17 protein-coding genes are annotated in these 21,032 nt (G+C 39.9%); 11 read left to right on the forward strand and 6 right to left on the reverse strand.

Annotated elements, in window-relative coordinates; all coding sequences use genetic code 11:
* Position 1: 1 nt before the first annotated feature.
* Together QUE03_RS10415 and QUE03_RS10420 are read left to right on the forward strand one after the other, a co-directional pair.
* Complete coding sequence (locus QUE03_RS10415) at positions 2 to 1,126, forward strand: cytochrome-c peroxidase (RefSeq protein ID WP_286261126.1); 1,125 nt, start codon at positions 2 to 4, stop codon at positions 1,124 to 1,126.
* Complete coding sequence (locus QUE03_RS10420; RefSeq protein ID WP_286261128.1) at positions 1,119 to 1,859, forward strand: MbnP family protein; 741 nt, start codon at positions 1,119 to 1,121, stop codon at positions 1,857 to 1,859. Before QUE03_RS10415 ends, QUE03_RS10420 begins: the two co-directional genes overlap by 8 nt.
* Before the next feature lie 19 nt (positions 1,860 to 1,878).
* Here QUE03_RS10420 and QUE03_RS10425 read toward each other — a convergent pair whose 3' ends face one another.
* From QUE03_RS10425 to QUE03_RS10435, 3 genes are read right to left on the reverse strand one after another with little or no spacing between them, the layout of a single operon-like run.
* Positions 1,879 to 2,964 (reverse strand): glycoside hydrolase family 16 protein, encoded by a 1,086-nt coding sequence (locus QUE03_RS10425; protein ID WP_286261130.1) that lies wholly within the window; start codon positions 2,962 to 2,964, stop codon positions 1,879 to 1,881.
* Positions 2,965 to 3,009: 45 nt separating this feature from the next.
* Positions 3,010 to 5,637, reverse strand: a complete 2,628-nt coding sequence (locus QUE03_RS10430) for a glycoside hydrolase family 3 protein (protein WP_286261132.1) — start codon at positions 5,635 to 5,637, stop codon at positions 3,010 to 3,012.
* A gap of 51 nt (positions 5,638 to 5,688) precedes the next feature.
* Complete coding sequence (locus tag QUE03_RS10435; RefSeq protein WP_286261133.1) at positions 5,689 to 6,966, reverse strand: sugar MFS transporter; 1,278 nt, start codon at positions 6,964 to 6,966, stop codon at positions 5,689 to 5,691.
* Between the two features lie 273 nt (positions 6,967 to 7,239).
* Between QUE03_RS10435 and QUE03_RS10440 the strand changes: the two genes are divergently transcribed.
* The 5 genes from QUE03_RS10440 to QUE03_RS10460 all read left to right on the forward strand — a co-directional run bounded on the left by QUE03_RS10440 (position 7,240) and on the right by QUE03_RS10460 (position 13,028).
* Entirely contained in the window at positions 7,240 to 8,568 is a 1,329-nt protein-coding gene (locus QUE03_RS10440) for a GH1 family beta-glucosidase (RefSeq protein ID WP_286261135.1), read from the forward strand.
* Between the two features lie 65 nt (positions 8,569 to 8,633).
* Positions 8,634 to 9,962: a glycoside-pentoside-hexuronide (GPH):cation symporter gene (locus tag QUE03_RS10445; protein WP_286261137.1), complete on the forward strand. Its 1,329-nt coding sequence runs from the start codon at positions 8,634 to 8,636 to the stop codon at positions 9,960 to 9,962.
* Between the two features lie 66 nt (positions 9,963 to 10,028).
* Entirely contained in the window at positions 10,029 to 11,030 is a 1,002-nt protein-coding gene (locus QUE03_RS10450; protein ID WP_286261139.1) for a LacI family DNA-binding transcriptional regulator, read from the forward strand.
* A 128-nt stretch (positions 11,031 to 11,158) separates the two neighbouring features.
* Positions 11,159 to 12,199, forward strand: coding sequence for an MBL fold metallo-hydrolase (locus QUE03_RS10455; RefSeq protein ID WP_286261140.1), 1,041 nt, complete (start codon positions 11,159 to 11,161; stop codon positions 12,197 to 12,199).
* 451 nt (positions 12,200 to 12,650) lie between these two features.
* Positions 12,651 to 13,028, forward strand: coding sequence for a hypothetical protein (locus tag QUE03_RS10460; protein WP_286261142.1), 378 nt, complete (start codon positions 12,651 to 12,653; stop codon positions 13,026 to 13,028).
* A gap of 29 nt (positions 13,029 to 13,057) precedes the next feature.
* On the opposite strand, the gene ubiT is transcribed toward QUE03_RS10460, so the two are convergent.
* Entirely contained in the window at positions 13,058 to 13,582 is a 525-nt protein-coding gene (gene ubiT, locus QUE03_RS10465; protein ID WP_286261144.1) for a ubiquinone anaerobic biosynthesis accessory factor UbiT, read from the reverse strand.
* Between the two features lie 223 nt (positions 13,583 to 13,805).
* Here ubiT and ubiU point away from each other — a divergent pair, with 223 nt between their 5' ends.
* The 3 genes from ubiU to QUE03_RS10480 all read left to right on the forward strand — a co-directional run bounded on the left by ubiU (position 13,806) and on the right by QUE03_RS10480 (position 16,090).
* A complete protein-coding gene (gene ubiU, locus QUE03_RS10470) occupies positions 13,806 to 14,801 on the forward strand; it encodes a ubiquinone anaerobic biosynthesis protein UbiU (RefSeq protein WP_286261145.1) in 996 nt (331 codons plus the stop codon).
* 33 nt (positions 14,802 to 14,834) lie between these two features.
* Positions 14,835 to 15,716, forward strand: a complete 882-nt coding sequence (locus QUE03_RS10475) for a U32 family peptidase (RefSeq protein WP_286261146.1) — start codon at positions 14,835 to 14,837, stop codon at positions 15,714 to 15,716.
* A 113-nt stretch (positions 15,717 to 15,829) separates the two neighbouring features.
* A complete protein-coding gene (locus QUE03_RS10480) occupies positions 15,830 to 16,090 on the forward strand; it encodes a DUF5062 family protein (protein ID WP_286261148.1) in 261 nt (86 codons plus the stop codon).
* Positions 16,091 to 16,193: 103 nt separating this feature from the next.
* Here the strand turns inward: QUE03_RS10480 and QUE03_RS10485 are convergent, their stop codons facing one another.
* Together QUE03_RS10485 and QUE03_RS10490 are read right to left on the reverse strand one after the other, a co-directional pair.
* Positions 16,194 to 19,232 carry an efflux RND transporter permease subunit gene (locus QUE03_RS10485; protein ID WP_286261150.1) on the reverse strand — a complete coding sequence of 1,013 codons (3,039 nt, stop codon included), beginning with the start codon at positions 19,230 to 19,232 and terminating at the stop codon, positions 16,194 to 16,196.
* Positions 19,232 to 20,278: an efflux RND transporter periplasmic adaptor subunit gene (locus QUE03_RS10490; RefSeq protein ID WP_286261152.1), complete on the reverse strand. Its 1,047-nt coding sequence runs from the start codon at positions 20,276 to 20,278 to the stop codon at positions 19,232 to 19,234. Before QUE03_RS10490 ends, QUE03_RS10485 begins: the two co-directional genes overlap by 1 nt.
* A 155-nt stretch (positions 20,279 to 20,433) precedes the next feature.
* Between QUE03_RS10490 and QUE03_RS10495 the strand changes: the two genes are divergently transcribed.
* Positions 20,434 to 21,006 (forward strand): TetR/AcrR family transcriptional regulator, encoded by a 573-nt coding sequence (locus QUE03_RS10495; RefSeq protein ID WP_286261154.1) that lies wholly within the window; start codon positions 20,434 to 20,436, stop codon positions 21,004 to 21,006.
* Positions 21,007 to 21,032: the final 26 nt, after the last annotated feature.

The raw sequence follows: 21,032 nt of genomic DNA on the forward strand, positions 1-21,032 counted from the left end.
AATGTATAGAGCAATTATATTAGTGGTTGCCGGTCTCATTATTATTGCGGCAACCTTTAGTTTTTTAGAAAAACAAAAACCAACAACGCACTTGCTGGAATTTACCGCACCGTTTATATACGGCCGGTTTAATATCCCCGCTGATAACCCATTAACGGAGGAGTCAGTACAGCTCGGCAGGCGACTATTTTACGATCCTGTTCTTTCTAGCAATAAACAAATTTCTTGCGCTACGTGTCATCAACAATCGTTGGCTTTTACTGATGGGCTTACAACTTCGATAGGTGTATCAGCAAAACCTTTAGCGTTTAACGCCATGAGTTTGGTCAATTTACTGTGGGGGCCTAGGCAGTTATTTTGGGATGGTCGCTCACCCTCGCTAGAACACCAAGCACTACTACCAATTCAAGACAAAAATGAAATGAACAAAAACCTTGATGACTTAGTAGACGATTTAGTAAATGATCCTATTTATGTCACTTTATTCGACAAGGCCTATGGTGATATCAATGCACAATCTATCGCAAAGGCGCTGGCTAATTTTCAACGCACGCTAATTTCAGCCAATTCAAAATACGATAAATATTTACGCGGTGAAGTTAGCTTATCAGCTAATGAGGAAAAAGGTCGCAAGCTATTTATGGCTCACCCCGACGTAAAAGTATCATTACGCGGAGGCAATTGCATTGATTGTCACAGCCAATTCTTAACCAGTGGATTCAGTACTGCTTTTGATGGTTTTAGTAATAACGGTTTGGATAACGACAATAATTTGCCCTCTGGCTTGTACGCAACAACCAACAATATTGCCCATAAAGGGCTATTTAAGGCACCAACGCTACGCAATATTGCGGTAACTGCGCCCTACATGCACGATGGGCGCTTTAAAACCTTAAAAGAAGTACTCGGGCATTACAATGGCGGGATTAAGCGAAGTAAAACACTAAGCCCTTTAATTATCGAAGCCGATAACATTCCTAGCACTCAAATGAACCACATCAGCTTAAATCTAACTAGCGAAGAAGAAGATGCTATTATTGCATTTTTACATACGTTAACTGATCACGATTTTTTAACTGACGTACAGTTTTCAAGCCCTTTTAATCAAGAAGACCGAAATGACTAACATCACCAAAGTTAGAGCAATCAGCCTTTTAACAATCATGTTTATGCTCATAGGGTGCTCAAACAATACGCCTTCAACACTTACACTGCGGTTTCATCCTTACGTTGGAGATACACCTTTAGCACTAAATACAGGAAGCTACCAAAACCCCGGCGGTGAAGGCAAATTTTCTGTAAGGGATTTCCAGGTCTTTATTAGCAATGTTGTACTCCACTTTCAAACGGAAAAAGAGCGAGAGAACGAAAGCTATCATTTAGCGCGATTTGATGGTAACGAGCCACATTACCAATTCACAGTACCAATTACGAATAAAGAGTCCGTTTCATCAGTTTCATTCGGCATTGGAGTAGACCCTAAAGCTAATGGTACGATTACCATTGCAGGTGATTTAGATCCGAATAGCCGAATGGCATGGAACTGGGAAGTTGGCTATAAGTTTCTCTTGGTAGAAGGGACATTAACCACAACGAAAAAACAACTTCCATTGGTTTACCACATAGGCTTTGATAAAAGTTATACCAGAGTCAAATTCACACTGGATAGCAAATTCCAAGAAAATAAAGAAATCGTAAATTTTAAAGTAGATTTGCTCGCACTATTTGACAACCTCGAAGATAACGCTCAACAAAGCAAACCAATTGATATGGCATCGCTATCTCATGTTAAGTTCGCCCCTGATGATGTCGCTAAAATAGCTGATAATTTTAGTCGTTTTATTACCTTAATGCCGTAGTTCTAAACAATAAATTTAGTCAAAGAGCTGGTCGCGAATGGCCTCTAACAAGTTTAGGGCTATTTCCTACCGTCGCACAGCCTTCACCTGTGGTTGGAGACAAACTGCACTGGTAAACCCTAACATAATCTATTTCGAATCGCTGAGGAAAAACTGAATTATCTATTCCTTTTTCATTGACGCTCTCTGGCCAAGCCCCACCTACTGCAAAATTGATCAACAAATGAAATTTTTGATCAAAAGGCGCATGTTGTCCTCCATTGATCCAATCACCTTGTTCATTAAGGTATTGTGTATACCAGCCTTGTTTATTTTGAGTCGCATAGTGAATGCCATCGACGTACCACCTAATTTCATCCTGCTCCCATTCAATTGCATAAACATGGAAGTCATCTGCCGGATTCTGATTATCCTCGAGTAAATAATAGGTACCGGAATATATATTATCAGGGTATTTTCTACCGTAATGTAATGTGCCATGTACTCTGGTTTCAGTCCCAGTTGATAACGCATCAGGTAAATCAGACTTAGCCCCTAAATTTACCGCTTCCATTATATCTATCTCACCAGAGCCTGCCCAACCGCCAAAAAACCAATGTGATGGTAACATCCAGATGGCAGGCCAGGTGCCTTGCCCATGCGGTAACTTGGCCTTAATCTCAAAGCGGCCATACTGCCATTCGCCTTTATGCAAGGTTCTTAAACGCGCAGAAGTATAAGGCTGAGTTTTTGTGATATTTACATTGTAGTCAGGCGCATCATCATGACTCGCAGGTCCCCTGTAGTCTTCTTCGATCGCCGTAATAACTAACTTGTCATTCTCTATGAAGGCATTGTCTAATCGTGTGGTATAACATTGACGTTCATTATTGCCGCCACCAAAACAATTATTTTCAACGCTCCATTTTTCAGAATCTAACGCCGCACTATCAAATTCATCAGACCACACGAGCTGCCAATGTTCACTCACACTTGGAGCTGTATTGTCTCCACTATCTCCCTTTCTTTGCTCTAGATTCATCGACACCTGTAATGCAGACTTTTCAGAGCCTGCACAGCCCCCAATAACAAATATTATCGGCAGTAACCCAATTAGAGTTTTCATCTTCATATTCCATTAAAAAAGGCTACCTATGTAGCCCTTGCTTCTTTACTGACATGAAATATCTGCATTACTTCCCACATTTGGCTCAATAGTAACATCTGACAGTCCAAATATGTTTTTGCCCGACGAAGACAGCTCAAACGGACTTACTGTGTTAGCAAATTGCATCTTTTGATCTGCAAAACATTTAAGGTCAACATTGACTTTTTGCCAACTGCCGAGTTCAAACGTACTAAGCTTTTTAGTGAGATCGACTGTACCTATGCAATTATCCTCAAAACCTTCAGCTATATCACAGTGAGTGCTAAGCTTGATTTGACCTTGCGGTGTAGCCTTTAAATTTATCCAGAAATTCAATGATGATTGATGTTCGATAACAGAGCGTAGGTCTTCTCTAAAGTTACTCTTACTGACAAACCTAACACCTGCTTTTTCACTACCTGAAAGGGTAATTTGTATTGCATCTTCCTGCACATCTCGATCGATAGTTCTATAAGATAATGATCCTAGCTGGTGGGTATTGGCACTGGTTTGAATTTTTTCATTTTCCGAAAATAGCCACATCAACCATGGTTTATGCATTTTACCGCCAGTAAACAGTGACCGAGTACCAATTTGGCTCTCATCAATAATGACTCGTTCACTTAAATTATCTTCAAGTACATTGTTATCACCGTAACGTAATCCGAAGCCAAAAGGCAAAAGCGGTTGATAGTCTTTATCGCCTTTATTAATAACGGTTTGATGCGCTGAATTAGGCCATGAATAAGACAACTTACCGGTAAAATCATATTGGGTTTGACCATCAATGTCGGTAAATAACACCTCTGCAACACCATTACCTTCAGATCCTGGCAGCCAAATTGCAGCAAATGCATCGGACGCATTTAACTCAGCGTTAACCCACATTGGTCGACCACTAACAAACAATGAAACCACTGGAATGCCTTGTTTTTTTAGTGAATGAAGTAGCGCTAGATCGTGCTTATCCCCTTGCTGATACCATAGGTTTTCTCTATCACCGTGACCTTCAGCATAAGGATCTTCACCAAAAACAACGATTGCAACATCTGGTTTTTGCTCAAAACTACCGTCAACGCTCAATACTGCCTTGCCGCCAGCCTTTGTTACTTGATGATTTATACCATCAAACACTGAACTCCCATCGGGGAAATCATTGTTATTATTACCTGTGCCCTGCCAAGTGATAGTCCAACCGCCAGATTGCTTACCAATATTGTCTGCCCCATCGCCTGCTACCAACACGTTAAGTTTTGGAGACAGTGGCAACAAATTATTCTTGTTTTTAAGTAACACTAGAGATTCACGTACTGCTTGACGGGCAACAGCTCGATGCGCTTCACTACCAATTAACTCTGTTTTACCAGAGAACGGGCGATGTGCTGGGCTTGGTTTTTCAAACAGCCCTGCTCTAATTTTAACCCGTAGAATTCGACTGACGGCATCATTAATACGGGATAATGCAATCTCGCCACTTTGAACTTGGGCGATAGTATTTTCATATAAAGGTTTCCACGCTGCTGTTGGTACCATAAATATGTCTAACCCTGCATTTACTGCTTGTGCACAAGACTCATTGGAACATCCTTTAACTTGCCCGTGACCATTCCAGTCACCCACAACAAAGCCGTCAAAGCCCATTTTATTTTTTAACACATCATTTAACAGATACTTACTGCCGTGGTTTTTCTTACCATGCCAACTATTAAAGGATGCCATCACAGATTGAGAGCCAGCCGTTAGACCACCTACATACCCTTGAGCATGAATATCAAACAATTCTTGCTCCGAGGCAATATTATCCCCTTGATCATCTCCGTCAACCGTTCCTCCATCGCCAAGAAAATGTTTTACGGTACTAATTACTCGTTGATCACTTAAAAAATCACCATCAGCATGTCCTTGTAGTCCTTTCACTATTGACGCCGCGTAACTCTTTACAATCTCTGGATCTTCAGAGTAACCCTCATAAGTTCGACCCCACCGATCATCACGCACAACAGCGACGGTAGGTGCAAATACCCAATCAATACCTGTAACCATTACTTCTCGTGCGGTAATTTCTGCTATTTTTTCGATAAGCGCGGGGTTATTGGCTGCCCCCAAACCTATATTATGTGGAAACAATGTTGCGCCAATAACATTATTGTGACCATGAACAGCGTCAGTTCCCCACATAGTCGGGATATTACTGCCGTCTATACTGTCATCAACTGATGCTTGATAAAGGCTTTCTGCTAGGGCTATCCAATCTTGAGGCGTCGAATGCTTATTGTTGTTAGGAAACGCACCGCCACCGTTAAGGTACGAGCCAAAGCCATATTTTCTCATGTCTTCAACCGTAATATCACGGATTTCCGGTTGGATCATCTGTGCAATTTTTTGCTCTAACGTCATTTGACCCAATATCGCATTGACTCGTTTCTCTATCACGGGGTCTTGCTTAACTTCAAATTGGAGCTTTGGCCATATGCTTTTGGCACTTTGGTTGGCTTCTGTAGCTTGTAGTTTAGTGTTTTGGGTTGCTGTACTGTTTTGTTGTACTTGTTTTGTATTATCACAACTGGCTAGCACTAACGTTGAACCTGCTAACACGAGTGTGCTCAATGTTGATGTTAACCATTTTCTATTTTGAGTAAATTTATCATTCATGCTGTTAATCTTTATGTAGTTATTTTTAAAGTGTTATTTGACATCTAGACGCTAGTTCACGTGACATTGCGCTGGTTTACTGCCCTTTAATCCGTAGTAAACGATGAATAAATAACAGAATATAGGTAAGAAGAATGACAATTGTACCCCCATAGTATCGGCAAAATATGCCTGTAATAAAGGTACAATTGCACCGCCAACAATAGCCAAACATAAAATGCCTGAGCCTTGTGCGGTATGTTTGCCTAGACCAGTTAATGCCAAACTAAAAATGGTTGGAAACATGATTGAATTACACAAACCCACTAATAAAATTGACCACATCGCCACCTGTCCTGAGCTAAAAATGGTGACACTGATCAGCACCACCGCCATGATGGCATTAAACCCTAACACTTTACCTGCTGCTATACGCTGCATAACACCTGCGCCTATAAAGCGTCCAACCATAGCTCCGCCCCAGTAATACGGGATATAATGTGCAGCTTCTGATTCAGCTAGCCCCGCGATATTAGCTTCACCGATAAAATTAACAAGAAAACTGCCTATTGATACCTCAGCCCCTACGTACATAAAAATACCTACAGCGCCTAGCACTAAGTGCCGGTACTGCCATGCACTTCCTTCAATATCATTCAAACCTTTTTCAGTATTTTCGTCAGGTTCATCTGCAGCTGTATTGGGTAGTTTCAGCCAAGAAAATATCGCGGCTAAAATAAGAAGCATACTCGCTAACAGCACATAAGGTAGCTGTACTGCTTCCGCATTTGAGGCGGCTTCTGACATGGCGTTTGCAGTTGATTCTAAAATCAAAAATGCACCAAAAAAAGGCGCAACCGTAGTGCCTAAAGAATTAAATGCTTGAGTCATTGTTAAACGTGAAGATGCGGTTTCAGGGGCGCCAAGTAAGCTTACAAAAGGGTTAGCCGCTACTTGCAATAGCGTTATACCACTGGCCAATACAAACAGAGCGATTAAAAATACGCTGTAATTATTCATTGATGCCGCAGGATAAAATCCCAAGCATCCTACAGCAGCTATGACTAATCCAATAACGATACCTTTTTGAAATCCCATTTTCTTTACAATTAAACCTGAAGGGATAGACATTAAAAAGTACGCGCCAAAGAAACAAAACTGAATAAGCATTGCTTGAACATACGTTAGGTCAAACACGGCTTTTAAATGAGGGATCAAAATATCATTTAGGCAGGTAATAAAGCCCCACATAAAAAATAACGACGTTAAAGACGTTAACGCGAATCCATGGTCTTTATTACCGTTGCTCTGGTGCAGAGATTGTGTTGGATAACTTGATGTGACCGCCATTTTAATTCCTTATTGTTTATAGACTTTTAGTTTTTATGTATTGCCTTTTTTTACTATGAGCGTATTTTCAACAGTAATATTTATTAAACGGTTGACCTTAGCCCAAATAAGCACTAAATTAAAAATGTAAGCGCTTTCACCTTTTATTTAATACGAATAATGAAAAATTTTCAACCTAATTGTAAGCGCTTTCAAAATTAACATATAACGATTAATCGAATACTTGATAAGTAATATGCAGGTATTCAATATAGCTAAGTAAGGTTACCTTTGATGACAACACTATCACTGCCACTTAATTCCCCGTTATTGTCGAAAGAATTTACTTACGGCGTGGCTACAGCATCTTTTCAAATTGAAGGCGGACATGAGCATAGACTTCCTTGTATTTGGGATACATTTTGCGCAACCGATGGAAAGATAGCCGACAACTCTAATGGCTTTTTCGCATGCGAACACTACACCCGCTGGAAAGAAGATATAGAACTAATTGATTCATTAGGTGTTGATGCCTATCGTATGTCAATTTCGTGGCCACGCGTCATAACTCAAAATGGAAGGCTAAACACTGAAGGTGTTCAATTCTACATTGAGATTTTGGACGAACTTAGACGTCGTAATATTAAAGCCTACGTGACACTTTATCATTGGGACCTCCCCCAACATCTTGAAGATAACGGAGGCTGGTTAAACAGAGAAACTGCCTATCAGTTTCAACACTATGCTGACCTTATCTCTAAGGCATTTGGCGATCGTGTATTTTCTTATGCCACACTCAATGAGCCATTTTGTAGTGCTTTTTTAGGGTATGAGGTAGGTATTCATGCACCAGGAAAAGTAGGTAAAGAATATGGCCGAAAAGCCGCACATCATTTGCTACTTGCTCATGGACTTGCAATGCAAGTGTTGCGGAAAAATAGCCCAAACACATTAAACGGTATTGTTCTGAATTTTACCCCGTGCTATTCCGCCAGTGAAAGTGAAGCAGATAAAGCAGCGACAAGCTATGCAGACGACTATATTAACCAATGGTACATCAAGCCTATTTTCGACGGTCAATATCCTGAGATCATCGACACAATGCCGGAAAATATACAACCAGAGATTGAATCTGGTGATATGGAAATTATTTCAGGCGCAGTTGATTTTCTAGGAATTAATTTTTATACACGCTGTATTTATCAAGCAGACGAGCAAGAAATTTATCAAGTACTACCAGCTAAAGCACCATTAACTGATATTGGCTGGGAAATTTACCCTAAAGCATTTTCCGAGTTACTAGTATCATTGAACGAAAAATATGACTTGCCACCCATCTATATTACCGAAAACGGTGCAGCAATGGATGATAAGATCGTTGACGGAATCGTCAATGACACCGACCGAATCGATTACTATCAAGAACATTTAAACGCACTGCATGATGCCATGATTCAAGGTGTAAATGTTCAAGGATATTTCGCTTGGAGTTTAATGGACAATTTTGAATGGGCTGAGGGGTACCTCAAACGATTCGGCATAGTTTATGTTGATTATCAAAACCAACTACGTACGATAAAAGCAAGTGGTAAGGCATACAAAAATTTAATAACGTCACGCTAGTTCTAAGCGTACGATTTTAGCGCAATCTTATTCAAATAATTAAAAATATAACGAGTATTAAGAATATGGTCAGTGTAAGAGAAAAAATAGCCTATGGTTTGGGCGATACGGCAAGTAATATTATCTTTCAAACCGTGATGATGTTTTTGATGTTGTATTATACCGATGTTGTCGGATTGTCCCCAGCTGTCGTCGGTACAATGTTCCTTTTGGTTAGGGTATTTGATGCTGTAACCGACCCTTTAATGGGTAACATCGCAGACAAAACTCATACCAAATGGGGGCACTTTAGACCTTACCTCCTTTGGCTTGCTCTCCCCTTCGCCATAATCAGTATTCTCGCTTTTACTACTCCTGACTTAACTGGAAATAATAAAATAATTTACGCTTTTACCACTTATACATTATTGATGGTGGCCTACACTGCCATTAACATTCCTTATTGTGCGCTAGGCGGTGTTATTACTGCCGACGCAAAGGAACGCGTAACCGTTCAATCATACCGATTCGTCTTTGGCATGTTAGGTGGCGTTATCGTTGCAGGCTGCACTATGCCTATGGTTGAGTATTTTGGTCAAGGTGATAGCGCTAAAGGTTATCAATACACCATGACGGCGATGAGCACCTTGGGCTTAGTGATGTTCTTACTTTGTTTTTTAGGTACCAAAGAACGTATTGAACAGCCAAAGTCGCAAAGTGTAACCTTTAAAGAAAGCGCCAAGTCACTGTGGCAAAACGACCAATGGCGTATTTTATGTTTAGCGGCTGTATTTCTATTAACTGGGCAAGTGCTACGTTTTACACTTGCTGTCTACTACGTAAAGTATTTTCTAGGGCGAGAAGACTTAATTACGTCATTTATGACACTAGGCGTTATCGCCAGTATGATAGGCTGTGCGGTTGCCCAACCGTTAGCAAAAAGGGTTTGTAAAATTAAGGCGTATATTTGGCTACAAGTCATTTCAGCCATCATTTGTGCGTTAAGTTTCTTTATTCAATCAGATCAAATCATACTCGCCTTTGCCGCCTTTATTTTATGGAAGTTCTTCCTAGATATGGCCACGCCATTATTATGGGCAAAAATGGCAGACACCATTGACTATGGCCACGAGAAAACAGGTATCCGAATTACAGGACTAGTTTATTCTGGTGTGATATTTTTCATTAAAATGGGCGTGGCCCTTGGTGGCGCGATTGCCGGGTGGTTATTGGCTTTTTATGGATATCAAGCTGACGTAGAGCAAACTGCTGCCACTCAGCAAGGTATCTTGTTATCCTTTACCGTGTTACCTGCACTAGGCTCTTTCTTTGTTGCAGCGATAATGAAAAAATATACATTAACCAATGACAAGCTCGAGAAGATACAAGGAAAGCTATCTATTACAGCTAGTTAATAGGATAAGAGTGAGGTATTATTTTGCTCGGTTTTAATTCATACGTCGTAAATACATAGGGAATATATGGCAACAATATACGAAGTTTCAAAACTTGCAGGCGTTTCATTAGCAACGGTATCTCGTGTAATGAATAAAAATGCCCGTGTCAGTGAAAAAACGAAACAAAAAGTATTAGACGCCATGGATAGCTTAGGTTATCGCCCGAACTCTATTGCACAATCGTTAGCTTCAAGCCGTGCCAACAGTGTTGGGGTTCTTGTTTCTGAACTACATGGTCCATTTTTCGGTCAAATGATGGCGGGAATTGAAGCAGAATTACGAGCCGCTGGAAAACACGTCATTATTACCACTGGTCACAGTGAAGCAGACAAAGAAAAAGACGGCATTGAGTTCTTAATCAGCCGCAATTGTGACGCTATCATTGCTCATGTTGAAGCTGTATCTGACGAATATCTAATTAAACTAAGTAAAGGAAAAACACCAATATACTTAATGAGCCGATATGTAGAAGAACTAAAGGATCAATGCATTAGTTTAGATAATGAATTAGGTGGTTATTTAGCAACAAAGTCAATGATCGAGCATGGTCATAAAGATATCGCCTACATCGCAGGTCCCCAATTTAAGGCGGATGCATCTAATCGCTTGTTGGGTCATAAGCGTGCACTAGAAGAGCATAATCTTCCTTTCAATGAAAATCTATTTTACATTGGCGACTTTAAGGAAACTGGCGGAAGTGACGCACTAAAGCACTTTATCGATAAAAAGTACAAATTTACCGCACTAGTTTGTGCCAATGATGAAATGGCATCTGGCGCGATGAAGTACGCTAGAGAACACGGCTACCAACTGCCAGAAGATTTATCGGTGATCGGGTTCGATAATGTCATTTTTGCCAATTACCTCTATCCTACCTTAACTACTATTGATAACCCTGTCGCGCGAATGGGAAGAATGACGGCAAAGCTTGTGCTCAAAGAAGTTTATCAGAATAAGAACCTTGATATTGATCTCGTTTTTAAACCTAGCTTAATCATGCGAGACTCTCTTGCCAATCAAAGTTAAACCTCAAAACTACGTTTCAATTCAACGACTAAAGGTAATATCTATTTATAATCACTAATGTTATCTTTTAGAGATGAGCGCGATTCATCGTTTCAATTCGCATACCTAAATAGAATCAGGCAGTAGTTATGACCAACACTTCTTCATCGATCAACTTTCCATATGAACAAGCGCCAAATCCAGGCGAGTTAGTAGAAATCGCTGAAGGTATCTTTTGGATACGTATGCCGATGCCCTTTGCACTGGATCATATCAATTTATGGTTATTAGAGGAGGAGCATCAATGGACAGTAGTCGATAGTGGTTTAGCCACAGATGCCATAGTCGAAATTTGGGAAGATATCTTTGAGAATCATTTAAAAGGCAAACCTATTAAACGGGTAATCTGCACTCACATGCACCCTGATCATGTCGGCCTTGCCGGATGGCTTTGCAAAAGAGACAAGGGCATATTACACATGTCTTTGGCCGAATATACATACTGTAGAACACTTTTAGCAGAGAAAGGCCGAGAAGCGCCTGATGAGGCAATAGCATTTTATCGAAGCGCTGGATTTACCAAAGAAGAAATATTCCATTACAGCGCTCATTTTGGCTGGTTCGGCAAATTAGTTAAAGCACTGCCCCATCAATTCAAACGCTTAGAACAAGACGATACTATCAAAATTGGTAGCCATCAATGGCGAGTACTTGTGGGTCGAGGCCATTCTCCAGAGCATGTTTGCTTATATAACGAAAAATTGAAGCTGGTTATTTCTGGTGACCAAATTCTCCCCAATATTTCATCAAACATTAGCGTTTGGCCAATGGAGCCATTTTCTAATCCACTAAAACAGTGGTTACAATCTTGTGAATTTTTAAAGCAGGTTATAGGCAATGATGTTACAGTTTTACCCGCCCATGGGCTCCCTTTCATAGGAGCAAAGCACCGTCTACAAGCGCTAATTGATGAACATAATGAAGATCTTGATAAATTAGAGCAATTTTGTGACGTGCCACGTACTGTTGTTGAAGGATTCCCTGTTCTGTTTAAAGCCAAGATCGATAAAAATAATAGGATCATGGCAACAGGTGAGAGTTTCGCACATTTTAATTACTTACTTGAAAGTGGCAGAGTCACTGAACAAATCAATGAGCAAGGCGTAAAGCATTTCACTCGAGTTAAGTAGCCCATTACTCATTGATTACATGTCAGCTTCTCTTTTCGATGTAACCTATATAACTCATCGGATTTTCGTTTGTTTAGTTAAAGTTTATATCGGCACCTAATCTCCCACACTATAAATTCAACTAGACCTTTACAAACAAAGACGAAGCTAAGTCAATGAAATGGAACCTAGTATATTTAAAAACCATGGCATACTCAAAGTGGCCGACCTATAGATGGCACTAATAAACTTATCCAAAACAAAACACATAGCTACACAAAGTGTGGTTCAAAACACCCGCTTGCAACAACACTTCCAGGTTACAAAATCACACAGAACCAATACATTTTTGGCTTATATTTTCAAATAATGGTTGCGTAAAATGGTTCAGCTCTAAAACTGATTTAACGTAAGGATGCCTTTAATTTACAGGAGTTCTAAATCAGACTGTTTCCCGTGAAAGGTACTTTGTATGTTTAAGATGTTTGTTGCCGCATTAAAAGGCGCTGGTGCATTTCGTTTTTATTTCCAACCGATTATGGCCTTAATAAGGGGCTTTAGACACGGTCATCGTGATGCACAAGAAAATGTTTCGCCCTTGCTGACAAAAATGTTCAGCGGTAACGAGAAACTAGCTACTTTTAAACAAGCCTTTCGTGATATTTTGCCTGTAACAATAATTGCTCTTATTTTAGACTTATACGCACAATGGGAAATTTTTCATTACATTTATGTAGTAATGACTATTTTGGTGATTGTTCTTATAGTCTTAATCCCTTATTTCATAACAAGGGATGTGGTTAATCGTTTTAAACAGTTCAAATGCAAAAATAAATCACTTACGCGTTAGATTTATGATTCAATAGCGCAAAGTTACTGTCAAATCCCTTTCTCTTCATTTCGAGTATGTTCAATCATTCCTGCGGCATTTTCGACAAAGTAATGAACAATACTAGGCAAGTTATCTAAATCAATAGAGTCAATCAAATTTTTAACTTCCAAGCCGAGTTCAGTGTCTCCTTCAATCAACAAACGGCGTTGAAAAAATAGGGTATCCGGATCTTGTTTGCGCCCAGCAATAAGTAGAAGATCTTCAGAGTTAGCTTTAAAGCTGGCGTCTTGATTTTGACCATCAACAGGTAAAGACAACACCAGTTTATCATCGGAAAAACTTATCCAAAATTCAAACCCCAAATCAGGTACCAAGATAGATAGCCACTTATTCTCAAGAAATTCAAAATCTCCATCATCTAACGCTTCTCTAAATATTGAGTTAAGTGCAGGCAATAATATAGATCTGATTACATTAAACGGACAGTATTTCAATGCAGGGCGAGCAATACTTGGTATAAATTTCAAAGAATTTGAACGAATTGATAAAGGTAAACTCAGTAAAACAGACAACACTATACTTCCGACAAGTTAATAAGATGAGTAGACTACCCTATCTACAAAAGTTCATCTGTGAACCAGATCAAAAAAGAGGGTCACTGAACAACATTCCAACACTAGACGGCTAAATATGTCACCGTACTTTTAAATGATCTAATCACTTAATCTATATCAAATTTTAAAATTTATATTGCTTTATGATTGCTCTCTAAAATTTTAAGCATGTGAACTAAACATGGAATTATTATGCCCCGCAGGTAACTTTCCTGCGCTAAAAACAGCAATTAATAACGGTGCTGACGCCGTTTACATTGGCTTAAAAGACGATACCAATGCCCGTCACTTTGCTGGTTTAAACTTTAACGATAAAAAACTCTTTAAAGCTGCAGATTACGTGCATGAACATGGTAAAAAACTCCATGTTGCCATCAATACTTTCGCACACCCTGACAATGAAACAAGATGGAAACAGGCTGTAGATACTGCTGTAGAAATCGGTACTGATGCTTTAATTATTGCCGACTTGGGTGTACTTGATTATGCCGCGAACAAATACCCTGATATTGAACGACACGTTTCCGTTCAAGCCTCTACCACTAATATCGAAGCAATTAAGTTTTTTAAAAATAACTTTGACGTCGATAGAGTCGTATTACCCCGCGTACTGTCTGTTCAACAAGTTAGGCACTTGGCAAAACTAAGCCCTGTTCCTTTAGAAGTATTCGCTTTTGGTAGCTTGTGTATCATGGCTGAAGGTCGTTGTTACCTATCTTCTTATATGACCGGAGAATCTCCTAATACTGTAGGCGCTTGCTCTCCTGCTAAATATGTTCGTTGGGAAGAAACTGAACAAGGGTTGGAAAGCCGCTTAAATGATGTATTGATTGATCGCTACCAAGAAGGAGAAAACGCAGGTTATCCGACGCTTTGTAAAGGACGCTTTGAAGTCGATAACAATGTCTATCATACCCTTGAAGAACCAACGAGCTTAAATACATTAGAACTTATTCCTGAGCTGATAAAAATGGGCATTGCGTCAGTGAAAATTGAAGGTAGACAACGCAGTCCTGCATATGTTGAACAGGTGGCAAAAACATGGCGACAAGCAATAGACGCCTGTCAACAAGCACCTGAGGATTTCGCTGTTGAGTCAAAATGGATGCAAACATTGGCCAACTTATCAGAAGGTAGTCAAACCACATTGGGCGCTTATCATCGTAAATGGAAGTAGTTAACGCTAGTAACCTAACGAATTGGAAATATTATGAAAGTATCATTAGGCCCTAGCCTATTTTTCTGGCCTAAAGCCGAAGTAGAAAATTATTATCAACAAGCGGCAGAGTCAAATGCTGATATCATTTATCTAGGCGAAACCGTTTGTTCAAAACGCCGCGAGCTAAAAGCAAAGGATTGGTTAACTCTGGCTGCTGATTTAGCAAAGAACTGCAATAAACAAGTGGTTGTTTCAACCATGACCTTACTTGAAACAGCCCCTGAACTTAAAGTGATGCGTCACCTGTGTGACAACGGTGACTTTCTCATTGAAGCAAATGATTTAAGTGCCGTAAATATCATGCGTGATCTTAAATTGCCTTTTGTCGCGGGACCTGCGATTAATTGCTATAACTTATCCACCCTAAAAGTACTGATTAAACAAGGAATGACGCGGTGGGTCATGCCCGTCGAATTATCAGGTGATTGGCTAAATCAGCTATTACAACAAGCAGAAGCAGAAAACCTACGAGACAAGTTTGAATGCGAGGTGTTTTCTTGGGGGTATTTACCGCTTGCCTATTCCGCCCGTTGTTTTACTGCGCGTTCTGAAGATAGACCAAAAGATGATTGCCAGTACTGTTGTATTAATTACCCTCAAGGACGAACGATGAAAAGCCAAGAAGGTGATGAAATTTTCGTACTCAACGGTATTCAAACCATGTCAGGTTATCAATACAACCTCATAAATGAGCTACCACAATTAGAAAAAATGGGCGTCGATATCGCACGCGTGAGCGCCGATAGCATCGAAGCTTTTGAAAAAATTAATCGATATAAGCAGCAACTAGAAAGCCCCACAAAGCATACTTTGAACAATCAAAAAGAATGTAATGGCTTTTGGCACCAAATACCGGGGATGTCGACAACCTAGTACATATTTTTTATACACGATCTTTTTCATATTAAATATCATTAGAGGGTTATTTTGCATTTAAAGCCTGCTATCTTAGACGCCATAGCAGGCTTTAAGGTAAATTATCTATTATGAAAAAAATAAAGAATGAAAATCAATTGCTCAAAAAAGCATTACAAGTGGGCCAAGCCTATGCCAGTAATCGTGGTTTCAAAGCATTTGAAGGAACAACTTCTGCCGATCAGAAAATAGAATGTTTGTATCGCTTACTACTACAAGACAAATTGGTAACTCCGTTGGCCAAAGACCAAGAAAATTTGCTACACATGAAACATAAACTGGCTATCTGGATCAGCAAACAATTACCTGCTGACCACCCTCTTTTGAATTAGTGCTATGTACTCTCCGTTTCAATAAAAAAAGCGAACTGAATTCAGTTCGCTTTTTTTGTGTCAGTCAGCCTTACACATTTAAATCGCATTATAAAATAGAAATTTAGGCTTTCACGTCTATTTTATAAAGAGCGCTGTAAAGTACTGGCACTGCAATCATCGTTAGTATGGTTGCAAAAGCCAAACCTCCCATAATCGTTACTGACATATCAGCAAAAAATGGGTCGAAAATTAATGGCATAACGCCCAGTATCGTCGTGATTGCGGCCAAAGAGACAGGTCTCAACCGACTTAGGCTTGCTTCAACAATAGCTAGAGCCTCCTCTTTACCTTCATCAATTTGCAGATCAATTTCTTCAAGCAATACAATCGCATTTTTAATCAGCATACCAAATAAGCTTAAAAACCCGAGTAAAGACATAAAACCAAAAGGCAAGTCTGCTAACAAAAGTCCTGCAACAACACCAACTACCGCCATCGGAACAATTAGCCAGATAATTAGCGGCTGCCTTGCTCGGCCAAAGAGTAAGACACTAATAATAAACATCACTAAAAAGCCCATAGGTAACCCTTGTCCTAGTGCGGCTTGCGCATCACTTGATGACTCATATTCTCCACCCCATTCAAATGTATAGCCATCGGGCAATGTAATAGACTCAATCTTGTTTTGCGTTCGGGCAAATGCTTCACCAGCAGTTTCGTTATAACCTGCCTCTGCTTTTACCGTAATTGTTCGTACTCGATCTCGGCGATTGATCAATAGTTCTTCACTGGTATAGATCATTTTTCCACTGACTTGTTTAAACGGTATATAGGTACGTTGGCTACTACTCCAAACCAAACTGTTTTCTATACCGACCAATTGGTCAATCATGCCACTACTGTTTTTAGCGACAATGGGATAAAGGTAATCACCATCTTGAAGTTGCCCAATGGTTAAGCCGTCAGTATAAAACTGAATCGCTTCACTAAAGTCGTTACGAGACACCCCGGCAATTCCTGCAGCAATTTCATCATACTCAGGAGACAAAACGATACCTTTCTCTCTCCAATCATCACGAATATCACGAATTAGCCCATCTTCAAAGTAAATCGCTTTTGCTTGTTCTGCTAATTTCCTCAACGTTTCAGGGTCTTCACCTGAGAATCTAGCTTGTAATTTAGCCCCTGCACCTGGGCCAAATTGCATAATCTCTGAGTAAAATTCAGCCTGTGGTGTATTAGCCCTCAATTGCTCCGTTATTTTCTTGGCTAGTATTGGAATATCAGCTGCATTCTTTGCACGCACCAAATATAAACCGTAACTTTCATTAGGCATTTCAGGCCCAAACACTAACGTGAAGCGATCAGAGCTCTCGCCAACAAAGGTCGTCAGCGATTCTATTCCTTCTGTTTCTAAAATGAATCTTTCACCCGATTTCATGTACTTTTCAGTGGCTCGAATATCTGAGTCTTGTGCGCCCCAATAATGAACAAAGAAAACAGGTGTATTTGATTGAGGGAAAAAACCTTGTTTTAATAAACCAAAGCTAGCGTATGCGCCCAAAGTTACCATAACCAACAACGCAATAGTTACTCCTCGCCACTTCAATGCAAATTTTAATGCAACCAAATACCATTGATGAAAAAGTGAAGGCTTATCATCTTCTGATGAATTTTCTGAAACTTGATAAAAATACCGACCCAACAAGGGCGTTAACGATACAGCTAATACCCAACTGAGCATTAAGGAGATAAGCACAACAGCAAATAACGAAAACAAAAATTCACCAGTTGCATCATCAGACAAGCCAATGCCTGAAAAAGCCGCGATACCAATAACCGTAGCACCCAATAAAGGCCACTGAGTTCGCTTTACAATAAAGCTTGCCGACTCTAATGCTGACTTGCCTTTTTCCATACGCAGCATCATGCCTTCGGCAACAACTATAGCATTATCAACAAGCATCCCCATGGCTATTACCATGGCGCCAAGTGAAATACGCTCCAACTGTAAATCGTACAACCACATGATAAGGACCGTGCCTAACACGGTAACAAGTAATGTTCCGCCAACAACTACACCTGAACGCCAGCCCATAAACAAACATAATGCGATGGTGACAACCGCAACTGATACTTCTAGGTTTAAGATAAAGCCGTCTACTGACTTTTCAACAATTCTTGCTTGGTTATAGATCGGTGAAATATCAATACCCGCTGGAAGCTGCGCTAGTACATCCTTTAACTTTGTTTCAATTTCACGTCCAACTTTTACAATATTGACATCACTTTGAGCTGAAATACCTAAAGTAATCGCGCTATGACCGTTGTATCGTTTTAGCCCACTTGGAATATCAACCGGTTGTATACTCAAGCTAGCGATGTCACCAATTTTTATCGACGCGTTTTTGCCGGGGATCACGATAGACAGGTTTTCAATTTCTTCAATCCGATTTGTAGAATTGGCGACGGGAATTCGTATTTGTTTATCACCAACGAACAATCGACCGCCATTAAACGGCTTTAAGTTACTCGCCAGTACCTGTTGAATATCGGGAAAGGAAAGCCCTAGGCCCGCTATTTGATAGCTGTCGATTTCTGCAACAATTTGTTCTTCGATGATACCGTCAACAGTAACTTTGGCAACGCCATCTACCGTAAGCAACTCTCGTCGAATAGTGCGTGAAAATTCACGCATTTGGTAAGCAGAAAAATCAGGTGCTGAAAGTGCATAGTAATTACCATATACATCGCCAAAATCATCAACAACAATGGGATCACTGGCTCCTAATGGCAATGATGAACGCACATCACGTAAGCGTTTACGTAATTCATCCCAAATCTGTGGCAATAAAGGACCATCAATTTTCGGCTGAACTTCCATGGTAATTCTAGAAAAGCCAGGCTTACTAACAGACTCAAGCAAATCTAATTGCCACATTTGTTGTAAAGCAATTTCAACTTGCTCAGTAACTTCTTTTTCTACTTTTTCAGCACTTGCACCTGGATAGTAGGTATAGATTACCGCTTGTTTGATGGTAAACGCAGGATCTTCTAGCCTGCCTATTTTGTTCATGGCAACAACACCGCCAATAATAAAACAAAGCGTAAGCAACCAAATGTTAACCGGTTTAGTTAAAGAATAACGAGCAATATCCATTAATATTCAGCCTTATATTCTTTAACTTTCAGTCCTTCTCGCATTTGCCCTACCGCAGCTGAAACAACTTTGTCTCCATCAGATAACCCCTCAGAGATAACAGCGGTGTCTCCAAGCAATTTAGCTACAACTATTTCGGTTTTATGAATCGTTTGATTTTCGCCATTAAATAACCAGGCACTAAACCCTGACGCTTTATCACCGACAAGTGCATTAACAGGAATAAGTAAAACACGTTGCTGTGTTTGTTTCGACATCACAGTGACTGTCGCTCTAGAGCCCTGATAAAAGGATGTGGTAGTTTCACCTTCAAGTGCAAAAGTAACACCATAGGTTTGTGTTATTGGGTCAGGCGTGGTTTGGTGTTCTACATAGTAAAGATCAAAGTCTTTTTCTTCACGACCAATAATGCGAGCAGTAGCAACTAAGTCACGGTTTCCAGCGTTCGCGGTCATAATGCGCTCGGGTACTTCGAAGGAAAAATACAGTTTTGATCTATCTTGCAAGTTAGCTAAAGTATCACCAGCTCTAATATAACTATTGTTTTCAGTGTATCGTTCTCCCACAACCGCATCAAACGGCGCAGTGATCGTGCAATAGCTCAAATCTTGTTGTGCATTTTCTAACGCCAATTTAGTGATTGAATATTGAGATTTAGCATCATCAAGCTCTCGCTGCGATGCCACTTGTTTGGCAAATACCTCTTCAACACGTTTTAAATCACGAATAGCATCTTCAAAGCGAATTCTACTCTCATCAACTTTCCGTTGAAAAGGAGTTGGGTCAATTTTAGCCAGCACTTGCCCTTTTTTAACTTCACTTCCTTCAATTAAGTTCTCATAGACTAAACGACCGGACACTTCAAATTTCAAATCTACATCTTTTACCGCTTTAACCGTTGCGGGAAATTCATAACCATTATCAATTCCCGTTAAAGTCGCTCGAGAGAGCTGCACCACTTTCATTTCTTGTTCGATGTTTACGTTGTTTGGTTCGGTACAGGCTTGCAATAACAAGCAAATACCTATGGCTAAAATTCGAATCACGCGAGCTCCAACATATTTTGGTCTGGGGTTAGCCAGATACTAAGTTGTGACAATTATAACACAGGTTTACACATTAACAACTTATGTAAACCTGTTGTTTCTTTTGTCAAGTGAGGTTACTATGTGTAAATCCTTGTTCAATCAGAGAATGTGCTTTGCCAAATTCGACTGAAAAAATACTAAAAGCCGCCGTCGAGTGTTTTTTCCAGCATGGTTATAACACCGCTAATATATCAATGATCAGTCGGTATGCTGGAATATCTCGCGTCACTATCCACAAACAATTCAAATCTAAAGAAGATCTTTTTAGAGCCGTTGTACGCCAGCATATAGATGAAAGCATGGCCAATCTCACTGTTTATCGCAACTCCGAACAAAATTTTTGGCAAGAAACTGAAAATATTATTCAAGAGCGTTGCGTAGAAATGTTTGAAGAAGTTCGAAGTGCATTAGTAAGGGCCGATTTGATGCACGCTGGACAAGAGTTTTGCCAAGACATTATTGAAGCAGAAGAAAGCTCTTTATTTAATTGTATTAAGCTGAGGTTAAACAAAGAGATCAATGCCAATCGATTAACCTTAGAGCGAGTCAATATGTCGGTAGATGACTTTGCAAGGATTTTAAAATCTGCCCCGCTTGGTCTAGCTGTCTCGAATCTGGACATCAACAACAATCAATTTGTAAAAAACCTAATGAAAATATTTAAAGAATCAACTCACCTGTCGTAACACTCATTTCAAAAAAACAGCCAAAT

It is taken from the genome of Thalassotalea atypica (genome assembly GCF_030295975.1).
GTDB lineage: Bacteria > Pseudomonadota > Gammaproteobacteria > Enterobacterales > Alteromonadaceae > Thalassotalea_F > Thalassotalea_F atypica.

What these genes read in the sequence shown, in the direction of transcription:
- QUE03_RS10415 (WP_286261126.1), top strand. Translation starts at nt 2, where the DNA reads ATGTATAGAGCAATTATATTAGTGGTTGCCGGTCTCATTATTATTGCG.
- QUE03_RS10420 (WP_286261128.1), top strand. Translation starts at nt 1,119, where the DNA reads ATGACTAACATCACCAAAGTTAGAGCAATCAGCCTTTTAACAATCATG.
- QUE03_RS10425 (WP_286261130.1), bottom strand. Translation starts at nt 2,964, where the DNA reads ATGAAAACTCTAATTGGGTTACTGCCGATAATATTTGTTATTGGGGGC.
- QUE03_RS10430 (WP_286261132.1), bottom strand. Translation starts at nt 5,637, where the DNA reads ATGAATGATAAATTTACTCAAAATAGAAAATGGTTAACATCAACATTG.
- QUE03_RS10435 (WP_286261133.1), bottom strand. Translation starts at nt 6,966, where the DNA reads ATGGCGGTCACATCAAGTTATCCAACACAATCTCTGCACCAGAGCAAC.
- QUE03_RS10440 (WP_286261135.1), top strand. Translation starts at nt 7,240, where the DNA reads ATGACAACACTATCACTGCCACTTAATTCCCCGTTATTGTCGAAAGAA.
- QUE03_RS10445 (WP_286261137.1), top strand. Translation starts at nt 8,634, where the DNA reads ATGGTCAGTGTAAGAGAAAAAATAGCCTATGGTTTGGGCGATACGGCA.
- QUE03_RS10450 (WP_286261139.1), top strand. Translation starts at nt 10,029, where the DNA reads ATGGCAACAATATACGAAGTTTCAAAACTTGCAGGCGTTTCATTAGCA.
- QUE03_RS10455 (WP_286261140.1), top strand. Translation starts at nt 11,159, where the DNA reads ATGACCAACACTTCTTCATCGATCAACTTTCCATATGAACAAGCGCCA.
- QUE03_RS10460 (WP_286261142.1), top strand. Translation starts at nt 12,651, where the DNA reads ATGTTTAAGATGTTTGTTGCCGCATTAAAAGGCGCTGGTGCATTTCGT.
- ubiU (WP_286261145.1), top strand. Translation starts at nt 13,806, where the DNA reads ATGGAATTATTATGCCCCGCAGGTAACTTTCCTGCGCTAAAAACAGCA.
- QUE03_RS10475 (WP_286261146.1), top strand. Translation starts at nt 14,835, where the DNA reads ATGAAAGTATCATTAGGCCCTAGCCTATTTTTCTGGCCTAAAGCCGAA.
- QUE03_RS10480 (WP_286261148.1), top strand. Translation starts at nt 15,830, where the DNA reads ATGAAAAAAATAAAGAATGAAAATCAATTGCTCAAAAAAGCATTACAA.
- QUE03_RS10485 (WP_286261150.1), bottom strand. Translation starts at nt 19,232, where the DNA reads ATGGATATTGCTCGTTATTCTTTAACTAAACCGGTTAACATTTGGTTG.